20 protein-coding genes are annotated in these 22,243 nt (G+C 68.7%); 13 read left to right on the forward strand and 7 right to left on the reverse strand.

Translation table 11 applies throughout. The annotated features are described in order from the left end of the window. The first annotated feature begins 22 nt into the window (after window positions 1–22). The 4 genes from ACWGJP_RS08865 (at window position 23) to ACWGJP_RS08880 (ending at window position 6,154) form a co-directional block, all read left to right on the forward strand. On the forward strand, window positions 23–3,115 hold the full coding sequence (locus ACWGJP_RS08865; RefSeq protein WP_452329392.1) for a DUF7507 domain-containing protein: 3,093 nt from the start codon (window positions 23–25) through the stop codon (window positions 3,113–3,115). A 117-nt stretch (window positions 3,116–3,232) separates the two neighbouring features. After that, a complete protein-coding gene (locus tag ACWGJP_RS08870; RefSeq protein WP_452329393.1) occupies window positions 3,233–3,580 on the forward strand; it encodes a PLD nuclease N-terminal domain-containing protein in 348 nt (115 codons plus the stop codon). Further along, window positions 3,577–5,256: a 2-succinyl-5-enolpyruvyl-6-hydroxy-3-cyclohexene-1-carboxylic-acid synthase gene (menD, locus tag ACWGJP_RS08875; RefSeq protein ID WP_452329394.1), complete on the forward strand. Its 1,680-nt coding sequence runs from the start codon at window positions 3,577–3,579 to the stop codon at window positions 5,254–5,256. The genes ACWGJP_RS08870 and menD overlap by 4 nt, the downstream gene beginning before the upstream one ends. A 43-nt stretch (window positions 5,257–5,299) precedes the next feature. Beyond that, window positions 5,300–6,154 carry a PPK2 family polyphosphate kinase gene (locus ACWGJP_RS08880; RefSeq protein WP_452329395.1) on the forward strand — a complete coding sequence of 285 codons (855 nt, stop codon included), beginning with the start codon at window positions 5,300–5,302 and terminating at the stop codon, window positions 6,152–6,154. Window positions 6,155–6,177: 23 nt separating this feature from the next. Here the strand turns inward: ACWGJP_RS08880 and ACWGJP_RS08885 are convergent, their stop codons facing one another. After that, complete coding sequence (locus tag ACWGJP_RS08885) at window positions 6,178–7,437, reverse strand: isochorismate synthase (RefSeq protein WP_452329396.1); 1,260 nt, start codon at window positions 7,435–7,437, stop codon at window positions 6,178–6,180. 166 nt (window positions 7,438–7,603) lie between these two features. Between ACWGJP_RS08885 and ACWGJP_RS08890 the strand changes: the two genes are divergently transcribed. From ACWGJP_RS08890 to ACWGJP_RS08910, 5 genes are read left to right on the forward strand one after another with little or no spacing between them, the layout of a single operon-like run. Beyond that, window positions 7,604–8,152, forward strand: coding sequence for a DUF402 domain-containing protein (locus ACWGJP_RS08890; protein ID WP_452329397.1), 549 nt, complete (start codon window positions 7,604–7,606; stop codon window positions 8,150–8,152). Window positions 8,153–8,186: 34 nt separating this feature from the next. Then, on the forward strand, window positions 8,187–8,924 hold the full coding sequence (ubiE, locus tag ACWGJP_RS08895) for a bifunctional demethylmenaquinone methyltransferase/2-methoxy-6-polyprenyl-1,4-benzoquinol methylase UbiE (RefSeq protein ID WP_452329398.1): 738 nt from the start codon (window positions 8,187–8,189) through the stop codon (window positions 8,922–8,924). Window positions 8,925–8,948: 24 nt separating this feature from the next. After that, a complete protein-coding gene (locus ACWGJP_RS08900; protein WP_452329399.1) occupies window positions 8,949–10,010 on the forward strand; it encodes a polyprenyl synthetase family protein in 1,062 nt (353 codons plus the stop codon). 42 nt (window positions 10,011–10,052) lie between these two features. Further along, window positions 10,053–11,426 (forward strand): FAD-dependent oxidoreductase, encoded by a 1,374-nt coding sequence (locus ACWGJP_RS08905; RefSeq protein WP_452329400.1) that lies wholly within the window; start codon window positions 10,053–10,055, stop codon window positions 11,424–11,426. A gap of 59 nt (window positions 11,427–11,485) precedes the next feature. Further along, window positions 11,486–12,499: an alpha/beta hydrolase gene (locus ACWGJP_RS08910; protein ID WP_452329401.1), complete on the forward strand. Its 1,014-nt coding sequence runs from the start codon at window positions 11,486–11,488 to the stop codon at window positions 12,497–12,499. Here the strand turns inward: ACWGJP_RS08910 and ACWGJP_RS08915 are convergent. The 5 genes from ACWGJP_RS08915 to ACWGJP_RS08935 all read right to left on the reverse strand — a co-directional run bounded on the left by ACWGJP_RS08915 (window position 12,471) and on the right by ACWGJP_RS08935 (window position 17,238). Next, on the reverse strand, window positions 12,471–13,031 hold the full coding sequence (locus tag ACWGJP_RS08915; RefSeq protein WP_452329402.1) for a GntR family transcriptional regulator: 561 nt from the start codon (window positions 13,029–13,031) through the stop codon (window positions 12,471–12,473). The genes ACWGJP_RS08910 and ACWGJP_RS08915 overlap by 29 nt on opposite strands. Window positions 13,032–13,371: 340 nt before the next feature. Further along, window positions 13,372–13,776 carry an arsenate reductase ArsC gene (locus ACWGJP_RS08920; protein WP_452329403.1) on the reverse strand — a complete coding sequence of 135 codons (405 nt, stop codon included), beginning with the start codon at window positions 13,774–13,776 and terminating at the stop codon, window positions 13,372–13,374. After that, a complete protein-coding gene (locus ACWGJP_RS08925) occupies window positions 13,773–14,771 on the reverse strand; it encodes a metalloregulator ArsR/SmtB family transcription factor (RefSeq protein ID WP_452329404.1) in 999 nt (332 codons plus the stop codon). The genes ACWGJP_RS08920 and ACWGJP_RS08925 overlap by 4 nt, the downstream gene beginning before the upstream one ends. Beyond that, entirely contained in the window at window positions 14,768–15,859 is a 1,092-nt protein-coding gene (gene arsB, locus ACWGJP_RS08930; RefSeq protein ID WP_452329405.1) for an ACR3 family arsenite efflux transporter, read from the reverse strand. Before arsB ends, ACWGJP_RS08925 begins: the two co-directional genes overlap by 4 nt. Before the next feature lie 77 nt (window positions 15,860–15,936). Then, entirely contained in the window at window positions 15,937–17,238 is a 1,302-nt protein-coding gene (locus tag ACWGJP_RS08935) for an NAD(P)-binding domain-containing protein (protein WP_452329406.1), read from the reverse strand. A gap of 81 nt (window positions 17,239–17,319) precedes the next feature. On the opposite strand from ACWGJP_RS08935, the gene ACWGJP_RS08940 reads away from it, so the two are divergent. Further along, window positions 17,320–17,661, forward strand: a complete 342-nt coding sequence (locus ACWGJP_RS08940; RefSeq protein WP_452329407.1) for an ArsR/SmtB family transcription factor — start codon at window positions 17,320–17,322, stop codon at window positions 17,659–17,661. A gap of 44 nt (window positions 17,662–17,705) precedes the next feature. On the opposite strand, the gene ACWGJP_RS08945 is transcribed toward ACWGJP_RS08940, so the two are convergent. Further along, window positions 17,706–18,194: a YajQ family cyclic di-GMP-binding protein gene (locus tag ACWGJP_RS08945; protein WP_452329408.1), complete on the reverse strand. Its 489-nt coding sequence runs from the start codon at window positions 18,192–18,194 to the stop codon at window positions 17,706–17,708. 265 nt (window positions 18,195–18,459) lie between these two features. Between ACWGJP_RS08945 and ACWGJP_RS08950 the strand changes: the two genes are divergently transcribed. The 3 genes from ACWGJP_RS08950 to ACWGJP_RS08960 all read left to right on the forward strand — a co-directional run bounded on the left by ACWGJP_RS08950 (window position 18,460) and on the right by ACWGJP_RS08960 (window position 22,230). Continuing rightward, window positions 18,460–19,668 (forward strand): sugar ABC transporter substrate-binding protein, encoded by a 1,209-nt coding sequence (locus ACWGJP_RS08950; RefSeq protein WP_452329409.1) that lies wholly within the window; start codon window positions 18,460–18,462, stop codon window positions 19,666–19,668. A gap of 68 nt (window positions 19,669–19,736) precedes the next feature. Continuing rightward, entirely contained in the window at window positions 19,737–21,341 is a 1,605-nt protein-coding gene (locus ACWGJP_RS08955; RefSeq protein WP_452329410.1) for an ABC transporter permease subunit, read from the forward strand. Between the two features lies 1 nt (window position 21,342). Next, window positions 21,343–22,230 (forward strand): sugar ABC transporter permease, encoded by an 888-nt coding sequence (locus ACWGJP_RS08960; protein WP_452329411.1) that lies wholly within the window; start codon window positions 21,343–21,345, stop codon window positions 22,228–22,230. Window positions 22,231–22,243: the final 13 nt, after the last annotated feature.

The raw sequence follows: 22,243 nt of genomic DNA on the forward strand, positions 1-22,243 counted from the left end.
GGGGAGGAATCAGAGCATGTCCATGATGGGCAAGAGAGCGCGCCTGCACAGGCGCGCGAGACAGAGGTCGGTAGGACGAGCGTTCGCTGCCGGAATCGGCGCGATCGCGCTGGTCGGCGCATCCCTCATCGGCGTTGCGAACGCCGCCGCAGCCGCGCCGGGCACGCCGGGCACGCCGCAGGCCAACACCGTCGTCTTCGAAGAGGACTTCGAGAACGGACCTGGCACGGCGCCGCAACTCCTGACGGCGTACGTCGGCGACGGCGGACAGACATACACCGCAGCCCCATCCTGGTTGACCGCGTGCAACGGCATCATCGTCAACTTCAACATCCCGCACACGACGGTCGGGAACTGCGCCAATTCCGGCGACTCGGCCAACCTGCGCCAGCTGGCATACGTGCTCGGCGTGCACAGCGGCTCTGCGACACCGGGAGCGAACGACGTCGTCGCCGCCTACACCGAGAACAACCCCGGGGCCAACGCCATCGAGTTCGAGACGGTGGAGAACATCACGCTCGCCTCGGCCTCCGGGCGCTTCCTGACGTTCAGCGTGGACACCGCGGCCGTCAACTGCCAGGTATCGGCTCCGATCTACCAGTTCTCATTCCTGGATGAAGAGGGCACCGAGACGAACGTCGGAGGACAGCTCAACGCCTGCACCTCGGGGACGACGGCCACCGCACCGGCCATCGGATCGCTTCCTTCGCGTGCGCTCAACGTCGGCACGTACACCTCGAACGGTTCCGTGCTCTTCGACGGCGCCACGCTCGGAATCCGGATGAGGAACGCGAACGGATCCGGTGTCGGCAACGACGCCGCCTTCGACAACATCCGCATCCTGGACGTCACACCTCAGCTCGACAAGTCCTTCAGCCCGGCATCGCTGGTCGCCGGAGAGACGACCACGCTCACGCTGACGGTGACGAACACGGACGATCTCGCCGCGAAGAACGGCTGGTCCTTCACGGATGCGCTGCCCACTGGTCTGACGATCGCGGACGGCTCGGCAGCGACCACCTGTCCCGCGGGGATCGTCGACGCACCGGTCGGCGGCACCACGATCACGGCTTCGGGCAACCTCTCGGCAGGCATGGCCTCGTGCACCGTGTCGGTGAACGTCACCTCGCCAGAGGCCGGGTCGTTCACGAACGGTCCGGACAACATCACGAGCACAGGGCTCAACCAGCCGGCCGACACCACCGTCGAGTTCGTCGAGCAGGCGCCCGCGATCCGGGTCGTGAAGTCGGCATCGCCGTCCTCCGAGGAGGAGTTCACGCTCGGCCAGGAGATCACCTACTCGTTCATCGTCACCAATACCGGAAACGTCGCCCTCGCCGACGTCGAAGTGCAGGAGGGCGACTTCACGGGATCGGGTGAGCTGTCCGACGTGGTCTGCCCAGAGGGCGCAGCCGAGCTCGCACCCGCCGCTTCGATCACCTGCACCGCCGAGTACACGGTGACGCAGGAGGATCTCGACGCCGGGTCGATCACGAACAGCGCCACGGCGACGGGCACGCCGCCCCAGGGGGAGCCTCCCGTCTCGGAGCCTTCCGAGGTCACCATTCCGTCCGTCACGCCCGCTCCGGCCCTCACGATCGACAAGTCCGCCGACGTGGAGACCGTATCCGAGGAGGGTGAGGTCATCACCTACTCGTTCCTCATCGAGAACACCGGCAACGTCACGCTCAACGACGTCTCCGTGACCGAGGGCGATTTCTCGGGCACCGGCGAGCTGTCGGAAATCGTGTGCCCCGCTGCCGCGGGCTCGCTGGCGCCGGGAGCCGATGTCACGTGCACGGCGACGTACGTCGTCACGCAGGCGGATATCGACGCCGGCTCGATCACCAACGCCGCCACGGCCACGGGAACTCCGCCGAACCCGGGGACGACGCCACCGGTCTCGCCCTCCGACGAGGTCACGGTCGACGCGCCACCGGCTCCTGCGATGACGATCGACAAGAGCGCCGATGTGGAGACCGTCACGGAGGCGGGCGAGACGATCACGTACTCGTTCCTCGTCACGAACACCGGTAACGTCACCCTGACGGACATCGCGATCCTCGAAGGCGAGTTCTCCGGCACCGGAGAACTCTCCGAGATCAGCTGCGCCGCCGCCGCGGCGTCGCTGGCCCCCGGTGCCGATGTCACCTGCGAGGCCACGTACACGGTCACGCAGGAGGACGTGGACGCCGGCTCGATCACGAACGCCGCCGTCGCGAACGGCACGCCGCCCAGTGGTGAGCCGATCGAATCGCCGTCGGACGAGCACACCGTCGACATCCCCGCCGCACCGGCGATCACGGTCGTGAAGTCGGCCGATGAGGCCGCCCAGGCGGACATCGCCGTCGGACAGGAGATCACCTACTCGTTCCTCGTGACCAACACGGGCAACGTGACGCTCACCGACGTGGCCGTCCAGGAGGGCGAGTTCTCGGGCGCGGGCGAGCTGAGCGCGGTGCTGTGCCCGGAGGATGCCTCCGTGCTCGCGCCGGGCGATCAGGTCACGTGCACGGCGACCTACACGGTGGTTCAGGCAGACGTCGATGCGGGAACGGTGACCAACACCGCTACCGCCACGGGGAACCCGCCGAGCGGCGAGGCTCCGGTGTCGCCGGAGTCGGCGGTGGCTGTTCCGAGCGCCCCGGCGCCCGGCCTGGACGTCGTGAAGACGGCGAGTGTCGAGGAGGCCTCGACCGTCGGGCAGGCGATCACGTACTCGTTCGTCGTGACGAACACCGGCAACGTCACGCTCGAAGACGTCTCCGTGGACGAGGGCGAGTTCAGCGGTACGGGCGCCTTGTCGGCGATCGACTGCCCCGAGGGCGTCGCCTCGCTGGCGCCGGGAGCGCAGGTCACGTGCACGGCGACATACAGCGTGACGCAGGCCGACCTGGATGCCGGATCGATCAGCAACACGGCGACCGCCGGGGGCACGACGCCCGGTGGGGAGCCGTTCTCCTCTGATCCCTCGACCGCCGAGGTCGAGACGCCGGGAACGCCCCTGGCCTCGACCGGCGGTGCGAACGTGCTCCCCTGGGGCATCGGGGCCGGCGCGCTCCTGATGCTCGGAGCGGCGCTCGTCCTGCGGCGTCGATTCGCTCGCGCCGACTGAGGCGCGGTGACCAGTGAACGGCCGGGTGGACACGATCCGCCCGGCCGTTCCGGTCCGCAGACAGCCCCGATGACGCGCTCCCGGCCACCGCGCAGACAGCGCACCTAGACTGGAACCGTGCTCCGACTGTTGTTCATCGCCGGCATCATCGCCGTCGCGTTCTGGGTGTTCAGCATCGTCGACTGCGCCGTGCAGCCGGCGACGCGGCATCGCGGTGTGTCCAAGGGCGTCTGGATCCTCATCGTCGTGCTCATCCCCGTGATCGGCGGCATCCTCTGGTTCACGATCGGCCGCTTCCGGGCGGGGGGACGCAACGCGCCGCGCACCGTCGCCCCCGACGACGACCCCGCGTTCCTGCGCAGCATCAGCACCACGGAACAGGATGCCCGCATCCGCCGCCTCGAGGAAGAGCTCGCCCGCCTCGACGACGAGACGGACGGCACGACCGACGACCCCCGCTCGTGAGCGCATCTCCGGCGACGGACGCCGCCGCCACGCTGCTCGCCGCGCTCATCGAGCACGGCGTCCAGGACGTCGTGCTCTCGCCAGGATCGCGCTCGCAGGCGCTCGCGCTCGCCGCCTCCGGATACGCCGCGCAGGGCGCGCTGCGCCTCCACGTCCGCATCGATGAGCGCGTCGCCGGGTTCACGGCGCTCGGTCTCGGACGCGAGCTCGGCGCGCCGGCCGTCGTCGTCTGCACATCGGGTACGGCGGCCGCCAACCTGCTCCCCGCAGCCATGGAGGCCTTCCACGCCGGGGTGCCCCTGATCCTGCTCACCGCCGATCGCCCGCCGGAGCTCCGCGGGGTCGGAGCGAATCAGGCCACGGCGCAACCCGGCATGTTCGAACCGTGGGCTCGGCTGTCCGTCGACGCGCCCACCCCTGAGCCCGGCGACGCCATCGACTGGGCGGACCTCGGAGCCCGCGCGGTCGCCGTCGCGATGGGTGCGGAGAGCGCAGACGCCCGCGCCGGAATCCGAGGGCCAGTGCATCTGAACCTCCCATATCGCGAGCCGCTCTCGGATGCCGCGGACGGCGAGCAGGCGCCCGCCGTCCGCGGTGCCGCGCCGAGCCCCGCGTCGGAGGCTCCTCTCGTCGTGCCTCGTGGTCCACGCACCGTCGTCATCGCCGGCGCGGATGCCGGTTCGGATGCGGAGCAACTCGCGCACGAGGGCGGATGGCCGCTCATCGCCGAGATAGTCAGCGGTGCCCGCTTCGGCAGGAACATCGTGAACGGCTATCGGGAGCTGCTGCGGATGGCGGAGCTCGGCGGTCGCATCGAGCGCGCGCTGGTGTTCGGGCATCCGACGCTGAGTCGCGAGGTGACCGGGCTCCTGCGTCGCGGGGACGTCGAGGTGATCGCCGTTCGTCGAGGGGGAGAGGCGCTCGATCTCAATGGCCGTACCCGTGACGTTCCCGCCCTCGCCGTGGAGGCGGGCGAGCGCGACAGCGCGTGGCTCGGCGCGTGGCTGACCGCCTCATCGCGCGCGGCGGTCGATCTCAGCGAGACCGCGCCGGATGCCGAGGGGCTCGCCTCCAAGGATGCGGGGGAGCGCCGCGACGCCGTCCGCGGGGAGCTGGCCGCGATCCGACGTCCGCTCGACCGCGAGCTGCTGGTGGATGCCGTATGGCGGGCGACCTGGCCGCACGACCGACTCGTCTTCGGCTCCTCGCGTCTCGTCCGCGTCGCCGATGCGGTGCTGGGCGGCAAGAAGGTGCCCGTGCACGCCAACCGGGGACTCGCCGGCATCGATGGAACCATCGCCACCGCGACCGGCATCGCGATCGCCGGCCAGGCGGGCGGCGCGCCGGGGGTCACCCGCCTCGTGCTCGGGGATCTCACGATGCTGCACGACGTCGGAGCGCTGCTGCTTCCCCCCGATGAGGACGAACCCCGCATCCAGGTGATCGTCGGCAACGACGGCGGCGGGACGATCTTCGACTCCCTCGAGGTCGCGGCCAGCGCGTCGGCGTCGGACCTCGACCGCGCGTTTTACACGCCGCACACCGTCCGCCTGGAGCACCTGGCTCTCGCGTACGGGTGGGAGTACCAGCGCGTCACCACCAGGGCGGCGCTCGATCAGGTGCTCACGCGCCCCGTGGGCGGGCGCCAGCTCATCGAGGTACCGCTGGCACGCTGAGCGGGGGCTGTGCTCCGCGCCCGTGCTCGGGCAGGATGGGCGCATGAGCAAGCGAGGCTGGACGGGCGAGGCATCCGAGATCCTGAAGGTCGGGGCGGGTTTCCGCCTCGACGGCGTCGACACCGCGAGCACCCCGGGATACGACGGGGGCAAGGCGCAGGGGGCGAAGGACCTCGCCGAGGGGCTGGAAGCGCTCGGGGCGCTGCAGGAGCGGCTGTTCGCCGCGAGCCGTGTGGGAGTCGCGACCGATGCGGTGCTCCTCGTGCTCCAGGCGATGGACTCCGCAGGCAAGGGCGGGATCGTCCGTCATGTCGTCGGCGGCGTCGACCCCCAGGGCGTGGCGCTCACCGCCTTCAAGGCGCCGAGCGAGGAGGAGCGCGCGCACGACTTCCTCTGGCGCATCGAGCGCCGGCTGCCGGAGCCCGGCTTCATCGGCGTCTTCGACCGGTCGCACTATGAAGACGTCCTCATCGCGAAGGTGCGCTCGCTGGCGGGGCCGGCGGAGATCGAGCGACGCTACGGCGCGATCAACGACTTCGAGGCGCGCGTCGCGGCGTCGGGCGCCCGGATCGTGAAGGTCATGCTGCACATCTCGCCCGAGGAGCAGAAGGAGCGGCTGATGGAGCGCCTCGACCGCCCGGACAAGCATTGGAAGTACAACCCCGGGGACGTCGACGAGCGGATGCTGTGGCCGGCGTACATGGCGGCCTACCAGACCGTGATCGAGCGGACGTCGACCGAGGTCGCGCCATGGCACGTCATCCCCGCCGACCACAAGTGGTACGCCCGCCTTGCCGTGCAGGAGCTGCTGCTCGCCGCGCTCGAGGAGATCGACCCGCAGTGGCCGCTGGCGGACTTCGATATCGCCGCCGAGAAGGCGCGCCTCGCCGCGACCTGACGGTCGCGCAAACGACGATCCGCTCAGGCCAGCGCGTCGACCAGCGGTCGGAACTTCACCCTGGTCTCCAGGAGCTCCGTCTCGGGGTCGGAGCCCGCGACGATGCCCGCTCCTGCATACGCCGTCACCGTGATCGCGTCGTCGGCGGCTCCCTGCGAGAACTGCGCGCAGCGAAGGGCGATCGCCCACTCGCCGTTGCCCGCGGCATCCACCCAGCCCACCGGACCGGCGTAGCGGCCGCGGTCGAAGGGCTCCAGTTCGCGGATGGCCGCGAGGGCGGCATCCGTCGGCGTCCCTGCGACGGCGGCAGTCGGATGCAGCGCGCCGACGAGGTCGAGCGCGGACTCCCCGGTGCTCAACTCGCCCTCCACATCGGTGGCGAGATGGAAGAGGTTGGGGAGCTTGAGGAGGAACGGCTGTTCGCTCGCTGCCAGGGCTCTCGTGTGCGGGCGCAGCGCCGACAGCACGCTCTGCACGGCGTACTGGTGCTCGTCGAGGTCCTTCGTGCTGGAGGCCAGGGATGCCGATGCGGCGACGTCGGCGTCCGGATCGGCACCGCGGCCGATGGTGCCGGCCAGGACGCGGGCGGTCACGGTCCCGTCCTGCACGGTCACGAGTGTCTCGGGGCTCGCGCCGATGAGGCCGTCGACGGCGAAGGTCCATGTGTCGGGGTAGCCGGTCGACAGAGCGCGCACCAGTCGCCGCAGGTCGGATCCCGCAGGGACCGTTCCGGCCAGGTCCCGTGCCAGCACCACCTTGCTGAGCTCGCCCGCCCTGATGCGTCCGACGGCGGTGGCGACGGACGCCTGGTAGCGCTCCGGGGACTGCGCGCCGGGGCCGACCGTGCCCGCCCAGTGCGGTCCGTAGCCGCGCTCCGCCGGCTCCGAGGACGGTGGCTCCTCGCCGTCGCGGTGGACGAGGGTGAGCCAGGTGCGGCCCTGGTGGCGGCCGATCAGCGCGGCGGGCACGCGCAGGATGCTGTCCGCGGTGGAGTCCTCGTCGAAGGTCAGCGCACCGAGGGCGACCAGCCCCGTGCCCGGCAGGCCGATCGGGTCATCGATCACGGCATCCGTCGTCAGATCCCGCCAGGCATCGGCGACCACTGCGGCGCGGACCCGACCCGTGCGCGCCGGCACGCGGATCTCGGCGACGACTTCGGCGCCGAGGGCGACGATCCCGTCGCCGCGACGGAGCCATGCGAGCGGGAAGGAGGGATCCGCAGAGGCCAGGGGGTCTTCGACCGGATCGATCTCACGGGTCTGCACGACCAGCCTGCTGCTCACCCCTCCAGGATAGTTCTCCGCCGTCGCGGGGAGCGTCCGCTTCGACGGGCTCGGCGAGCGGTGCCCGCTTCGACAGGCTCAGCGAGCGGTGTGCCCGCTTCGACAGGCTCAGCGAGCGGGAAGCTCCCTGAGCCTGTCGAAGGGTGCGGGCGCATAAGGTTGCGGGATGAGCGAATCCCGCCCCGCATCCGGAACCGAGATGATCATGCAGTGGCGCAAGTGGGACGGGTCGCCGCACTGGCGGCATGAGTGCGTCTACCTCGGATGGGACGAGTGGGGCGACTGGATCGGTCAGCCGACGGGCTGGTCGAGTGCGAGGCCGGGTGCACAGTTCGACGCGGAGGGGCCGAACGTCTCGCTGATCCCCCCAGCCGGAGATCACGTGCTCACCGTGAACCGGAACCACCCGCGGAACCTCCGCGTCTACATCGATCTCGCCTGGGACGTGCGCTGGAGCGAGACCCTGCTCGTGACGGGCATCGACATGGACCTCGACGTGATCCGCCGCACCGACGAGCAGGGCACCTACGTCGACGACCGGGACGAATGGGCCGAGCACAGCGCCCGCTTCGGATACCCGGCGGACGTCATGAGGCACCTGGAGGCGCTGACCCTCGATCTCCAGAGCCGGGTCAGAGCCGAGACCGCACCTTTCGACGACGCCACGGCTGACACCTGGCTCGACCGCCTCGTCGCTCTGGGTCTCGAGCGCTGACGAACCGTCCAGCCTCCGCGCCTAGACTCGAAGGGTGACTGAGCCCAATCGCGCCGACCTCGGCAAGGATCCCGCGCGCGTGAGCGGCATGTTCGACCAGGTTGCCGCGGGCTACGACCGCACCAACGTCGTCATGACGTTCGGCAACGACGCGTTCTGGCGCCGGGCGACCACCCGTGCGGTCGCTCCGAAGCCGGGGGAGCGCATCCTCGATCTCGCCGCAGGCACGGCATCCTCCTCTGCGTCCCTCGCCGAGAGCGGAGCGGACGTCGTCGCCGCCGACTTCTCGCCGGGGATGCTCGCCGAGGGCCGGCGCAGGCACGGTCACCTGCCGAATCTCTCCTTCGTCGAGGCGGACGCCACCGACCTCCCGTTCGCGGATGACGCGTTCGACGCGGTGACGATGTCGTACGGCCTCCGCAACGTCCAGGATCCCAAGAAGGCGCTGCGTGAGCTCCTCCGGGTGACCAAGCCGGGCGGGCGCCTCGTGATCAACGAGTTCTCCACCCCGCCGAACCCGCTCTTCCGTGGCCTCTACCGGTTCTACAACGCGCAGATCCTGCCGAAGGTCGCACGGCTGGCAGGAACCAACGCCGAGGCGTACGACTACCTCAACGAGTCCATCAAGGACTGGCCGGACCAGCGCGCGCTCGCCGGATGGATCAGGGATGCCGGCTGGACGAACGTCGCGCATCGCGACCTCAGCCTGGGCATCGTCGCGCTGCACCGTGCGGTCAAGCCGGCCGCGGCGTCCGACGCGCCTGGCGCATAGCCGGTTACGGGTAGGCTGGCAGACGTGACTTCGAGCCCCGCAGCCCCGGGTTCGCGCCTGGCGAGCCGACTCGGCTTCAGCGACCGCGTCTTCATCGGCCCCGCCGCTCGTCGTGTCGCGAAGCAGATCGAAGACGGCCTCGAGCTCGTCGAAGAAGGGCTCGCCGTCGACCTGAGGGTCGCCGACTCCGTGGCGGATGCCGCCAGTCGCTATCTGCTCGAGGCGGGCGGCAAGCGGGTGCGCCCCGTCCTCACGCTGCTGACCGCGCAGCTCGGCGAGGGGAACATCCCCGCCGTCATCGACATCGCCAAGGCGCTCGAGATGACGCACCTGGGCTCGCTGTACCACGACGACGTCATGGACGATGCGGATCGCCGTCGCGGAGTGCCCTCGGCGCACGCCGTCTGGGGCAACAGCGTCGCCATCCTCACCGGCGACATCCTCTTCTCCCGGGCGAGCCAGCTCATGGCGAAGTACGGCGACCGCGCGATCAAGCTCCAGGCCGACACTTTCGAGCGTCTCGTCCTCGGTCAGCTCCACGAGACGGTCGGCGCTCAGCCGGGTGACGATCCGATCGAGTTCTACCTGCAGGTGCTCGCCGACAAGACCGGCTCGCTCATCGCGGCCGCGACGCAGGCGGGTGCGGTGTTCTCCCATGCGCCTGCCGAGTACGAGGAGCCGCTGCGCCTGTACGGCGAGAAGGTCGGTGTCGCGTTCCAGCTCATCGACGATGTCATCGATCTCTCTGCCAAGCCGGAGGACACCGGCAAGGTGCCTGGCACTGATCTGCGCGCTGGTGTTCCGACCATGCCGTATCTGCTGCTGAAGGCGCGGACGGATGCCGAGGCGCAGGCGCTCGCCGCCCGCATCGACGACGGCGTCGCCCGCATCGCCGATGGCGCGGACCCCGCCGTGCTCGATGCCGCGCTCGACGAGCTGCGCGACCACGCCGTGACGCAGGAGACCCTCGAACTCGCCCGCACCTGGACCCGCGACGCCATCGCCCTGCTCGCGGCCCTGCCGAAGGGCACCGTGCGCGAAGCGCTGACCCGCTTCGCCGAAACCCTCGCCGACCGCAGCAGCTGATCGCCCCAGCGGCTCGCGGACGCGCGTCCGAAAGGAACCACCATGACCAAGCTCAGGCTGGCCATCGTCGGGGCAGGCCCGGCCGGCATCTACGCCGCCGACATCCTGCTCAAGACCGAGCGCGCCTTCGACGTGTCGATCGACCTGTTCGAGCAGCTGCCCGCGCCCTACGGGCTCGTCCGCTACGGCGTCGCGCCGGATCATCCGCGCATCAAGGGAGTGATCAACGCCCTCCGGGACGTGCTCGACCGCGGTGACATCCGCATCTTCGGCAACGTGACCTTCGGCGAGGACATCACCCTCGACGACCTCAAGAAGCACTATAACGCCGTGATCTTCGCCACCGGCGCCATCCGCGACACGAGCCTGGACATCCCCGGCATCGACGCGGAGGGGTCGTTCGGCGCGGCGGATTTCGTCAGCTGGTTCGACGGCCACCCCGACTTCCCGCGCGAGTGGACGCTGGATGCCTCCTCGGTGGCGGTGCTCGGCAACGGCAACGTCGCGCTCGATGTCGCCCGCATCCTCGCGAAGCACGCCGAGGACCTGCTCCCGACCGAGATCCCCGCGAACGTGCACGAGGGTCTCGAAGCATCCGCCATCACCGATGTGCACGTCTTCGGACGTCGTGGTCCGGCGCAGGTGAAGTTCACCCCGCTCGAGCTGCGTGAGCTCGGCGAGCTGCGGGATGTCGACATGGTCGTCTACGACGAGGACTTCGACTACGACCAGGCGGCGAAGGATGCCATCGCCAGCAACAAGCAGGTCAAGGTCATCGATCGCATCCTGCAGGAGTGGCGCACCAGGCCCGGTGTGAACAACGCCGGAGGGTCCGCGTCGCGCCGGCTGCACCTGCACTTCTGGGCGAAGCCCGTCGAGGTCCGCAAGGACGATTCCGGGCGTGCGGTCGCCTTCGTCTACGAGCGCACCCAGCCCGACGGTCAGGGTGGGGTCGTCGGCACCGGTGAGATCCGTGAGGTGCCGATCGGGCAGCTCTACCGCGCCATCGGCTACTTCGGCTCGCCGCTGAAGGACGTCCCGTTCGACAAGAAGCACGGCGTGATCCCGAACCACGAGGGACAGGTGCTCGCGAAGGACTCCAACGAGCGCGTGCCCGGCGTCTACGCCACGGGATGGATCAAGCGCGGACCGGTCGGGCTCATCGGGCACACGAAGTCCGACGCCATGGAGACGATCCAGCACCTCGTCAACGATCAGGGTTCCTGGTGGCGCCCCGAGGATCCCTCCGAAGAGGCGATCCCCGCGCTGCTCGCCGCTCGCGGCGTGCAGTGGACCGATCTCGACGGCTGGCACCGCCTGGACCAGCACGAGATCGCGCTCGGCCAGCCGCAGGAGCGCGCTCGCGTCAAGGTCGTCCCCCGGGACGAGATGGTGCGCATCTCCCGCGGGGAGTGATCCGGCATCTCTGCGCTCCCCGGAGCGCATGTCCGGGGAGCGGGGGATAGTCTGGCGCCATGACCGACTGGGCCCCGGATGTCCTCGGCGACGAGTTCGAGCAGCTCACGCTGCCGCTGGAGCCCGATGCCGAGGGCGAGGTCGTCGCCACGCTCGTGCGGGCTCTGCCGAAGCCGTTGCCGTGGTGGCGCTTCGGGCAGGTGTCGACCGGTGGATTGCACGACGTGGACGTTCTCTATGTGCACGGCTGGTCCGACTACTTCTTCCAGAAGCGCCTCGCGCGGTTCTGGACCGCGAGGGGCGCGCGGTTCTTCGCGTTGGATCTGCGCAAGTACGGTCGGAGCCTGCGGGAGGGCCAGACGCCGGGCTACATCACCGATCTCGCCGACTACGACGAGGACATCGCCGCGGCGCTCTCAGCGATGTCACGGGACCCTGGACGTCGCCTGGTGCTCTTCGGGCATTCCACCGGCGGCCTGGTGCTGAGCCTGTGGGCCGAGCGCAATCCAGGGGCGGCGGATGCCGTGATCCTCAACGCGCCATGGCTGGAGTTCCAGCTCGGGGCCGTCCGGTCGGCGATCGCTCCTGTGGTCGAACTGGGGGCGCGCTGGTGGCCGAAGGATGCCGTGCCGCAGGTGGACCTCGGCTTCTATGCGCGGGCGCAGGCGGAGGTCGCGGACGCGGACGATCCCGTCGAGGTGAACACGGCGTGGCGCCCGATGCAGGCGATGCCGGTGCACGCCGGCTGGCTCCACGCGATCCTCCGTGGGCATGCCGCGGTCGCCGCAGGGCTCTCGATCCAGGCGCCGGTGTGCGTGCTGCTGTCGGCGCGATCCGCTGTGCCGACGCGCTGGTCGTCGGAGCTCACCCGTGCGGACAGCGTGCTCGTCGTCGACGAAGTCGCCTCCCGCTCGCTGAAGCTCGGTTCCTCGGTCACGGTGGAGCGCATCGATGGGGCGCTCCACGACGTCTTCCTCTCGGAACGGTCGGCGCGCGCCGATGCCTACCGGCGCCTCGGCGCATGGGTGGGCGGTTGGAATGCCGTCAGCCGACGCCGTGCATCTCACGGGTGATGCGCTCGGCGGCATCCGCGTCCCGCGCGTGCAGCGCCTGACGCAATTGTGCGTAGAGCGCCTGCGCGCGTGCGCGATCGTTCTCGTCCTTGAACATTCCTTGCAGGTTCCGCGCGAGGGCGAGGCTCGCCTCATCCATCAGCTGGTGCTGCAGAGAATTCCCGGAGATCTCGGAGAGCCGGGTGAACAGCGCGTCGCGGGCGAGCGAGCTTTCGGTCGGATCGCCCACGCTGTCGATGAGCTCGACCATGAGCTCGTCGATCTCTGCCGCCTCGGCATCCGTCATCCGCTCGCACGCGAGCTTGGCGACGAATCCGGACTGGTACCCCGCGAAGACGCGGGAATCCGTCTCGATCTGCTCGGTGACCTCGGTGACCTCGGTGTACCGGCTCGGGTACATCCGGACCAGTCCGATGCGCTCGAGGCGTTGCAGCGCCTCTCGGATCGGCATGCGCGAGACATGCAGATCCGCGGCGATCTCCGCGTCCTTGATCCGCTCGTGCGGAGCGAGATCGCCGTTCACGATCGCCATCCCCAGATGACGGAAAACCTCTTCAGCCAGCAGTTGCTTGGTCCGGCCTATGGTTCGTGAGTCCCCCATGGTACTGCCCCCAAATAACTTCAGTCCCGAGTCCCCTCGGTACTCCCCGGAGAGCAACTACATCACGAACAGCGATCGGATGCCAATCCCTTTGGAGAATGTGGCCGGCGGTGGTGGGAGCCACGCGCCGGCCACAGGCGACGACGGGTGTTCGCACGGATCACGCAACCCCGTTCCGATCCCCATCGGATCACTGCTCCCCCACGGAGCAGCGACATCGTTCGGACTAGTCTCCGCGATCCACGACGATATTCCGGAATGCGATCCGGCGTCAGATCAGCTCCGCAATGAGGCGCTCGACCCGCGATCGGATCTCGTCGCGGATCGGTCGGACGGCGGCGATGGCCTGGCCGGCCGGATCGTCGAGCTTCCAGTCCTCGTAGCGCTTTCCCGGGTAGAACGGGCATGCGTCCCCGCATCCCATCGTGATGACCGCATCCGATGCCTGCACGGCCTCCGTGGTGAGGACCTTGGGCTGCTCTCCGGCGATGTCGATGCCGATCTCGCGCATCGCCTCCACCGCAACGGGATTGATCTGCTCGGCGGGGACGGACCCGGCCGAGCGCACCTCGATGCGATCGCCGGCCAGGGCGCGCAGGAACCCGGCCGCCATCTGCGAGCGGCCGGCGTTGTGCACGCAGACGAACAGGACGGACGGTGCGCGGGTATCGGTCACGGCGACTCCTCGGTTGCGGGGTTCAGCAGCTCGGCGATCAGAACGCGCACGCGTGCGGTGATGTCCGCGGTGATCGCAGCGGTGCCCTCGAGCGAGGCCAGCGCAGGATCACCGACCGGCCAGTCGTCGTAGCGCACGCCAGGCAGGATCGGGCAGACGTCACCGCATCCCATGGTGATCACGACATCGGCGGCGCGGACCGCGTCATCGGTGAGGGGCTTCGGGAAGCGGTCGGCGGCGGCGGACCCCTCGATCCCTTCGAGCATCGATCGCACGTGGGGATGCACGGACGCGGCGGGGGCCGATCCCGCAGACCGCGCCGTGATGGCTCCGTCCGACAGCAGGTTCACCAGTGCGGCGGCGAGCTGCGATCGACCGGCATTCGCGACGCACACGAACAGCACCTGCGGCGCGCCGTTGCGGTCGCGGGTGAGATCGGCGAGGCGCTGACGGGCGAAGCGCTCGGTGGTCCGCAGCACCGCGGCGCTGTCCGACGCGGTGCGGATGAGCGCTGTGTACGACTCCCGCACGAGATTCAGCACCGCTCCGGCATCCGCTTGAGGATGCTCATCGGCGAGCCTGCCCGACAGAGCGGTGATGTCCGCGTCGCGATCGGCGAAGGGCCGCGATGTCGGCTCGGCGGCAGCAGGAAGCGCGGCCTCCGGCGCGAAGGCGTCGAGGAGGGTCGTGACGGCGGTGCGCCGGCGGCGGTCGATGCGGTACCACACCCAGGTGCCGCGTCGTTCCGAGGCCAGGAGTCCGACGCCCTTGAGGACTTTCAGGTGGTGCGAGATCGTGGGCTGCGAGACCTCGGCGAGCTCGGCGAGGTCGTCCACGCAGGACTCGCCTCGCGGATCCGAGGCGATCGCGGAGAGCATCCGCAGCCGCAACGGATCGGCGAGCGCCTTGAGCACGGCGGAGACGGATGCGGCGGCATCCTCTCCGATGGAACGATCGGCGGCGTGGTCGCCGATCTCGTGCGTTGCCGCCCTCATGCGGACGTCCTCTCACCTGTGCGGGGGTCGGTGCCGAACCATGCACGCGCTGCCCAGAGCGACACGTACACGAGGCCGACGAGGACGGGGACCTCGATGAGCGGGCCGACGGCGCCGGCGAGCGCCTGACCGGAGGACGCCCCGAAGGCTCCGATGGCGACTGCGATGGCGAGCTCGAAGTTGTTGCCTGCCGCGGTGAACGCCAGTGTGGACGAACGCGCGTAGCCGAGGCCGAGTGCCTTGCCGGTCAGCAGCCCGACGAACCACATCACGGCGAAGTACAACAGCAACGGCAGCGCGATGCGTGCGACGTCTCCGGGGTGGGAGAGGACCTGTTCGCCCTGCAGAGCGAACAGCAGGACGATCGTGAAGAGCAGCCCGTAGAGCGCCCACGGGCCGATGCGGGGGAGGAATCGCTGCTCGTACCACTCGCGCCCGCGTGCGCGCTCACCCAGGAACCGCGATGCGAACCCGGCGAGAAGCGGGATGCCGAGGAAGATCAGCACATTGAGGGCGATCTCGCCGATCGAGATGTCCAGGCCCTGCGTGTCGAGACCGAGCCATGAGGGCAGCACGGTCAGGTAGAACCAGCCGAGGAGCGCGAAGGCCACCACCTGGAAGAAGGAGTTGATCGCCACGAGCACGGCGGCGGCCTCGCGATCGCCGCAGGCGAGGTCGTTCCAGATGACGACCATGGCGATGCACCGTGCGAGGCCCACGAGGATCAAGCCGGTGCGGTATTCGGGGAGGTCGGGCAGGAATATCCACGCCAGGGCGAACATCAGGGCGGGGCCGACGAGCCAGTTGAGCAGCAGCGAGGAGATCAGCAGCCGACGGTCCCCGGCGACGGAGGCGATGCGGTCGTACCGCACCTTGGCCAGCACGGGATACATCATCACGAGCAGCCCGATCGCGATCGGGATCGAAAGTCCGCCGATCTCCATCGCCGAGAGGATGCCCGACAGTGGCGGGAAGAGCCGGCCGAGCAGGATGCCGGCGATCATCGAGAGCCCGATCCACAGCGGGAGCCACCGGTCGAGAACGGGCAGGCGTGTGCGTGGTGCCGAGGTCGTCGTGGGGGCGGTCATCTCATCCATCTCGATGTCGATTGCATAGATGCGCGTCTATATTGACATACATCTATGCAGATCGGAAGGCGGTAAGATCACGAGGCGCCGACGGGGCGTCGGCCGATCGAGAGAAGCGTCGGTGTGCAGCATCCCGCGTCGCCTTCCGAGGCTCCAATGCCGCCGCAGACCCCGGTCGCGGGCAGCGTCAGCTCATTGCGCGCTGCCGCCTCGGCGTCGCCGGCGAGATGGGCGACCACGCTGCGAACCTGCTCGAACCCGGTCAGGGCGAGGAAGGTCGGCGCGCGTCCGTACGACTTGGCTCCGACGATGAACAGTCCTTGCTCCGGCTGGACGAGCTGCGCCGCGCCGGTGGCGGCGACCGTGCCGCAGGAGTGGATGTTCGGATCGATCTCCGACGCGATGCCGGCGACCGCGTCCAGCGCCTCGTCGAGATCGATGCGCATTTCGCGCAGGATGCTCGTGTCGGGGCGGAAGCCGGTGAGAGCGTAGACGTGCCCGACTCCGGTCAGCACTCGCCCGTCGTCGGAGCGCACATCCAGTGCCGCTCCGCGCTGCTCGAATGCGGAGACCCTGAACCCGGTCACGATCTCGACCAGGCCGTCGTGGACGGCCTTCCTCGCCCGTGTGCCGAGGGCGGCGCGCTCGGGAAGGGCGTCGTTCTGTCCGCCGCCGAAGGTGTTGCCGGTGTCGGTGCGGCGAAGTGCCCAGATCACTCGCGTCCTCGGATCGCGCTCGGCGATCCCGATGAGCTGCAGGACCGACTGGATGGCGGAATGTCCTGCGCCGAGGACGACGACGGTGCGTCCAGCATCCGCCGCAGGGTCGGCGGGGATCCTATAGGTGATGAGATTCCGCTCTGCCGCCACGGCCTCGCCGATCGCGGGGAGGCCATCGCCGCCCGCAGGATTGGGTGTGCTCCAGGTGCCGCTGGCGTCGATCACGGCGCGGGCGAGCACGGAGCGTTCCACGCCGTCGCTCTCGAGTGTGCGGACGACGAACGGCTGGGCGGCGCGGTCGTCGTCCATGACCTTGTCGCGTCCTCGGCGAGTGATACCCGTCACGGTGACGCCAAATCTCACGCGTTCGCCGAGTGCGGTCGCGAGGGGAGCGAGGTAGGTGTCGATCCACTCCTGTCCGGTGGGGTACCCGCTCGTCGGCGACGACCAGCCTGATGCGGTGAGGAGGCGTCTTGCCGCGGCGTCGGTCAGCTCTGGCCAGGCCGAGAAGAGTCGGACGTGCCCCCAGTCAGAGACGGCGGCACCTGCGGAGGCGCCCCGTTCGAGCACAAGTGCGTCGATGCCGTGCTCGGTCAAGTGCGCGGCGGCCGCGAGGCCCTGCGGGCCGGCTCCGATGACGATGACAGGCAGCTCTTGCATCAGCACTCCTCAAATTGATGATTCTCAATATGATGAGCGTGGGGCATGCATTGAAGAATGTCAATACGTTAGAGTGGAGGGATGGAAACCTCTTCGATGACGGCGCAGACCTCGTGCTGCGTTCCGCGGGTCACGACCTCGCTCTCCGTCGAGGATGCAGAACGTGCCGCGCGCGTGTTCAAGGCGCTCGGCGATCCCACCCGGGTCCGCCTGCTCTCGCTGGTCGCAGGCGCGGAGTCCGGCGAGATGTGCATCTGCGATCTCATCGAGCCGGTCGGTCTCACGCAGGGCACCGTGTCCCACCACATGCGTCTTCTCGTAGAGGCGGGGCTTCTCACCAGGGAACAGAGGGGGAAGTGGGCTTACTTCGCGCTAGACGCCGATGCGCTCGCCGCAGCGGGGGATGCCCTGCGGGTGTCCTGATCTGACGACTCCGCTCCGCGCTGAAGCGAGCGGGCGCGCAGGCCTCAGCGGTAGTTGACGAACTGCAGATCGACGTCGAGGTCGCTGCCCTTCAGGAGCGCGATGACGGCCTGCAGATCGTCGCGGCTCTTGGACTGCACGCGCAGCTCGTCGCCCTGGATCTGGCTCTTCACGCCCTTGGGGCCCTCGTCGCGGATGATCTTGCCGATCTTCTTCGCGTTCTCCGAGGAGATGCCGTCTTTCAGGCTCGAGACGATGCGGTACTCCTTGCCGCTGGCGAAAGGCTCGCCCGAGTCCAGGCTCTTCAACGAGATGCCGCGCTTGATGAGCTTCGACTGGAAGACGTCGAGCACCGCCTTGGCGCGCTCCTCGGAGTTGGCCTTGATGAGGACCTGCTCGCCGCTCCATGCGATCGACGCGTCCGTGCCCTTGAAGTCGTAGCGCTGCTCGATCTCCTTGCGGGCCTGGTTCAGGGCGTTCTCCGCCTCCTGGTGGTCGACCTTCGAGACGATGTCAAAAGAGCTGTCAGCCATACAGAGCAGTGTACCGAGCGGCATCCGACCGTGCTGGAGGAGCGGCGAGGAATCACCGCGCGGTCGCGCGCGCCGCGACGCCTGGCGCATAGAGCTCGGCGACGATCCGTGATTCATGGAAACGCTTCCAAGCGGCGGACGCGCACCTTCGCGTGCCAAAGCGCCGGAGGTCTCCCGGATGCCCGTTGCAAGAAGGGCCTGTCTCGATGCATACTGTAAGCGCTTGCAGTCCTGCAGGTCACCGCACTCAGAGAGGCACACACCAATGAAGGTGAACAAGAGGGGCATCGTCGCCGCAGGCGCCATCGCCATCGTTTCCACCCTGACGCTCGCCGGCTGCTCCACGGGATCCGAGAGCGAGACGCCCGCCGAGGGCGAGGGCACCGGGACGCTGACGGTCTGGGTCGACGCCGAGCGCGTCGACGCGCTGCAGGGAGCCGCGGACTCCTACGAGGAGAAGACCGGCGTCGCCGTCGAGCTCGTCGGCAAGTCCGTGGACGATATGAAGGACGACTTCATCCAGCAGGTCCCCACGGGCAAGGGACCCGACATCGTGATGGGCGCCCACGACTGGCTCGGCGAGCTCTCCACCAACGGCGTCGTCGCACCGCTCGAACTCGGCGACTCCGCCGAGGGCTACCTCCCCGTCGCCCTTCAGGCGGCCACCTACGACGGCACCGTCTACATGCTCCCCTACGCGGTCGAGAACATCGCGGTGCTCCGCAACGCGGAGCTCGTCCCCGACGCCGCCACAAGCTGGGACGACATGCTCGCCAAGGGCACGTTCGTCGTCGAGCAGGGCGCCGAGGGCAACCCCTACCACCTCTACCCCTTCCAGACCGCGTTCGGCGCCCCTGTGTTCGGCACCGACGAGTCGGGCAGCTACGACGCCACCGACCTGCAGCTCGGCAGCGACGGCGGCTTCGCGTTCGCCGACTGGCTCGCCGCGCAGGGCGCAGCGGGCACGCTGAACACCGACATCGACGGCGAGATCGCCAAGCAGCAGTTCCTCGACGGCACCGCCGCCTTCTGGCTGACCGGCCCCTGGAACGTCGGTGCGGCAGTGGATGCCGGCATCGACGTCGCCATCGACCCGATCCCGAGCCCGACCGGCGAGGCCGCCTCGCCGTTCGCCGGCGTGAAGGGCTTCTTCGTCAGCTCTGAGTCCGAGAACAAGGTCGCCGCCAACGACTTCCTCGTCAACTACATCGGCACCGAAGAGGTCCAGCTCTCCCTGTTCGAGGCAGGGAACATCCTCCCCGCCCTCACCGCGGCGGCCGACTCCGCGGCATCCGACCCGATCATCGCCGGGTTCCAGGCCGTCGGTGCCGACGCGGTGCCGATGCCCGCGATCCCCGCCATGGGCTCGGTGTGGCAGTTCTGGGGCGTGGCGGAGGCCGCGATCATCAACGGTGAAGACCCGCAGACGACGTGGCAGAAGCTCGTCGACGACGTCACCGCGGCGATCCAGTAACGACAGACAGCGAATCCGCCGGGGTGGGCGCGCGGCGCCCGCCCCGGCGGCATCACGACGGGGTAGAGATGACAGACACCGCTGAGCCGACGGCTCCTCCCACCAAGCGCCAGCGCCAGGCCGCAAAGATCGCCGAAGCAGCATCCGGCAACATCGTCTGGCTGCTGCTGAAGATCGTCCTGCTCGCGGTCGTCGACGCCGTCGCGCTGTACGCCGCGTTCGTGCTCTTCACGCACCAGGAATGGCTGGTGCTCGGCCTCGTCGTGGCCGTGACGGTCCTCGTCAACTGGATCTACTTCTCGCGCAAGCGCATCCCGGCGAAGTACCTCACGCCGGGGATCATCTTCCTCGTCGTCTTCCAGGTGTTCACGCTCGTCTACACCGGGTACATCGGCTTCACCAACTACGGCACCGGGCACAACGGCACCAAGGACCAGGCGATCTCCTCGCTGCTCGCCTCCGCGCAGGAGCGCGTGGAGGACTCGCCCACCTACCCCGTCACCGTCGTCGAGCAGTTCGGCACGCTCGGCCTCCTCGTCACCGATCCCGACACCGGTGAGGCGTCGGTCGGCACCAACGAGCAGCCGCTCACCGAGGTGGACGCCACCGTCGAGGGCGGTAAGGCCGTCGCCGTCGACGGCTGGACCACGCTCAGCTTCGCCCAGGTGCTCTCGCGCTCGAACGAGCTCGAGGACCTCTCCGTCGCCTACAGCGACGACCCCAACGACGGCAGCATCCGCACTCCTGATGGGCAGAGCGGATACCTCTACATCTCCAGCCTCGAGTACGACGAGGCATCCGATGCGATCATCGACACCGCCTCCGGGACCGTCTACTCCGACATCGGGACCGGCGCCTTCACCGCCGACGACGGCACCGAACTGCTGCCCGGCTGGCAGATCACGGTCGGCTTCGACAACTTCGTCCGCGCCGTGACGGATGCCTCGATCCGCGGGCCGCTCATCTCGGTCACGATCTGGACGTTCGTCTTCGCGATCATCTCGGTGGCCTCGACGTTCTTCCTCGGCCTCCTCCTCGCGCTCGTGTTCAACAACACCAAGATGCGCTTCCGCAACGGCTACCGGATCATCCTGATCCTGCCCTACGCGTTCCCGGCGTTCCTCTCGGCCCTCGTCTGGGCCGGCATGATGAACGAATCGTTCGGCTTCATCAACCAGGTGATCTTCGGCGGGGCCGAGATCCCCTGGCTGACCGACCCGACGCTCGCGAAGGTCTCGATCCTCATCGTGAACCTCTGGCTCGGCTTCCCGTACATGTTCCTCGTCTGCATGGGCGCCCTGCAGGGCATACCCGAGGATGTCAACGAGGCGGCCGTGATGGACGGCGCGAACGCCTGGCAGATCTTCCGGCGCATCAAGCTGCCGCTGCTGCTCGTGACCGTCGCGCCGCTTCTGATCTCGTCCTTCGCGTTCAACTTCAACAACTTCAACCTGATCTACATGCTCACCAACGGCGGGCCGCGCTTCAGCGACGTGTCGATCCCGGTCGGACACACCGACATCCTCATCTCGATGGTCTACAAGGTGGCCTTCACCGGCCAGAACCGCGACTACGGCCTGGCCTCGGCCTTCACCATCCTGATCTTCATCGTGGTGGCGACGATCTCGATCATCAGCTTCCGCAAGACCAAGGCGCTCGAGGAGCTGAACTGACATGACCGCGGACATCCTCACCCCTCGTCGCCGCTCCTTCGGCGCCTGGTTCGCCGACACCGGCTGGCGCCACGTCGTCGCGATCGTCGTCAGCGCCTTCGCGCTGTTCCCGCTGCTGTACGTGCTGTCGGCCTCGCTGAACCCGAACGGCACGCTCACCGGCTCCAACCAGCTGTTCTCCGCGATCGGGATCGACAGCTATGTGCGCATCCTCAGCGACCCGCAGAACCCCTATGGGCTGTGGTTCCTGAACACGCTGCTGATCGCCACGGTGACCGGTTTCGTCACGGTGTTCATCGGCGCCTGCGCGGCGTACGCCTTCTCGCGGATGCGCTTCGCCGGCCGCCGCGTGGGCCTTGTCACGATCGTCGTCGTGCAGATGTTCCCGCAGCTGCTCGCCGTGGTCGCAATCTTCCTGCTGATGTCGACGCTCGGCGACTGGTTCCCCGCGATCGGGCTCAACACCCACACCGGGCTGATCCTCGTATACCTGGGCGGCGCTCTCGGCGTGAACACCTACCTCATGTACGGGTTCTTCAACACGATCCCGAAGGAGCTGGACGAGGCGGCGCGCATCGACGGCGCAGGCCACGCGCGGATCTTCTTCACGATCATTCTCCGCCTGGTCGCACCGATCCTGGCCGTGGTGGGGCTGCTGAGCTTCATCGGCACGGTCAACGAGTACGTGATCGCGAGCGTCATCCTCATCGACCCAGAGCAGCAGACGCTCGTGGTCGGTCTGACCAAGCTCGTCGCCAACCCGCGGTACGCGGACTGGTCTGCGTTCTCGGCCGGTGCGGTGATGGCGGCCATCCCCGTCATGATCCTGTTCCTCTTCCTGCAGAAGTACATCGTCGGCGGGCTGACCGCCGGCGCCACCAAGGGCTGAGGATGCCGGAAAC

It is taken from the genome of Microbacterium sp. NPDC055903, from assembly GCF_053615555.1.

Excerpts from the sequence above, each read along its gene's own strand:
- ACWGJP_RS08865 (WP_452329392.1), top strand. The coding sequence starts at position 23 with ATGATGGGCAAGAGAGCGCGCCTGCACAGGCGCGCGAGACAGAGGTCG.
- ACWGJP_RS08880 (WP_452329395.1), top strand. The coding sequence starts at position 5,300 with ATGAGCAAGCGAGGCTGGACGGGCGAGGCATCCGAGATCCTGAAGGTC.
- ACWGJP_RS08890 (WP_452329397.1), top strand. The coding sequence starts at position 7,604 with ATGAGCGAATCCCGCCCCGCATCCGGAACCGAGATGATCATGCAGTGG.
- ACWGJP_RS08905 (WP_452329400.1), top strand. The coding sequence starts at position 10,053 with ATGACCAAGCTCAGGCTGGCCATCGTCGGGGCAGGCCCGGCCGGCATC.
- ACWGJP_RS08910 (WP_452329401.1), top strand. The coding sequence starts at position 11,486 with ATGACCGACTGGGCCCCGGATGTCCTCGGCGACGAGTTCGAGCAGCTC.
- ACWGJP_RS08915 (WP_452329402.1), bottom strand. The coding sequence starts at position 13,031 with ATGGCGATCGTGAACGGCGATCTCGCTCCGCACGAGCGGATCAAGGAC.
- ACWGJP_RS08925 (WP_452329404.1), bottom strand. The coding sequence starts at position 14,771 with ATGAGGGCGGCAACGCACGAGATCGGCGACCACGCCGCCGATCGTTCC.
- arsB (WP_452329405.1), bottom strand. The coding sequence starts at position 15,859 with ATGACCGCCCCCACGACGACCTCGGCACCACGCACACGCCTGCCCGTT.
- ACWGJP_RS08935 (WP_452329406.1), bottom strand. The coding sequence starts at position 17,238 with ATGCAAGAGCTGCCTGTCATCGTCATCGGAGCCGGCCCGCAGGGCCTC.
- ACWGJP_RS08940 (WP_452329407.1), top strand. The coding sequence starts at position 17,320 with ATGGAAACCTCTTCGATGACGGCGCAGACCTCGTGCTGCGTTCCGCGG.
- ACWGJP_RS08945 (WP_452329408.1), bottom strand. The coding sequence starts at position 18,194 with ATGGCTGACAGCTCTTTTGACATCGTCTCGAAGGTCGACCACCAGGAG.
- ACWGJP_RS08950 (WP_452329409.1), top strand. The coding sequence starts at position 18,460 with ATGAAGGTGAACAAGAGGGGCATCGTCGCCGCAGGCGCCATCGCCATC.
- ACWGJP_RS08955 (WP_452329410.1), top strand. The coding sequence starts at position 19,737 with ATGACAGACACCGCTGAGCCGACGGCTCCTCCCACCAAGCGCCAGCGC.
- ACWGJP_RS08960 (WP_452329411.1), top strand. The coding sequence starts at position 21,343 with ATGACCGCGGACATCCTCACCCCTCGTCGCCGCTCCTTCGGCGCCTGG.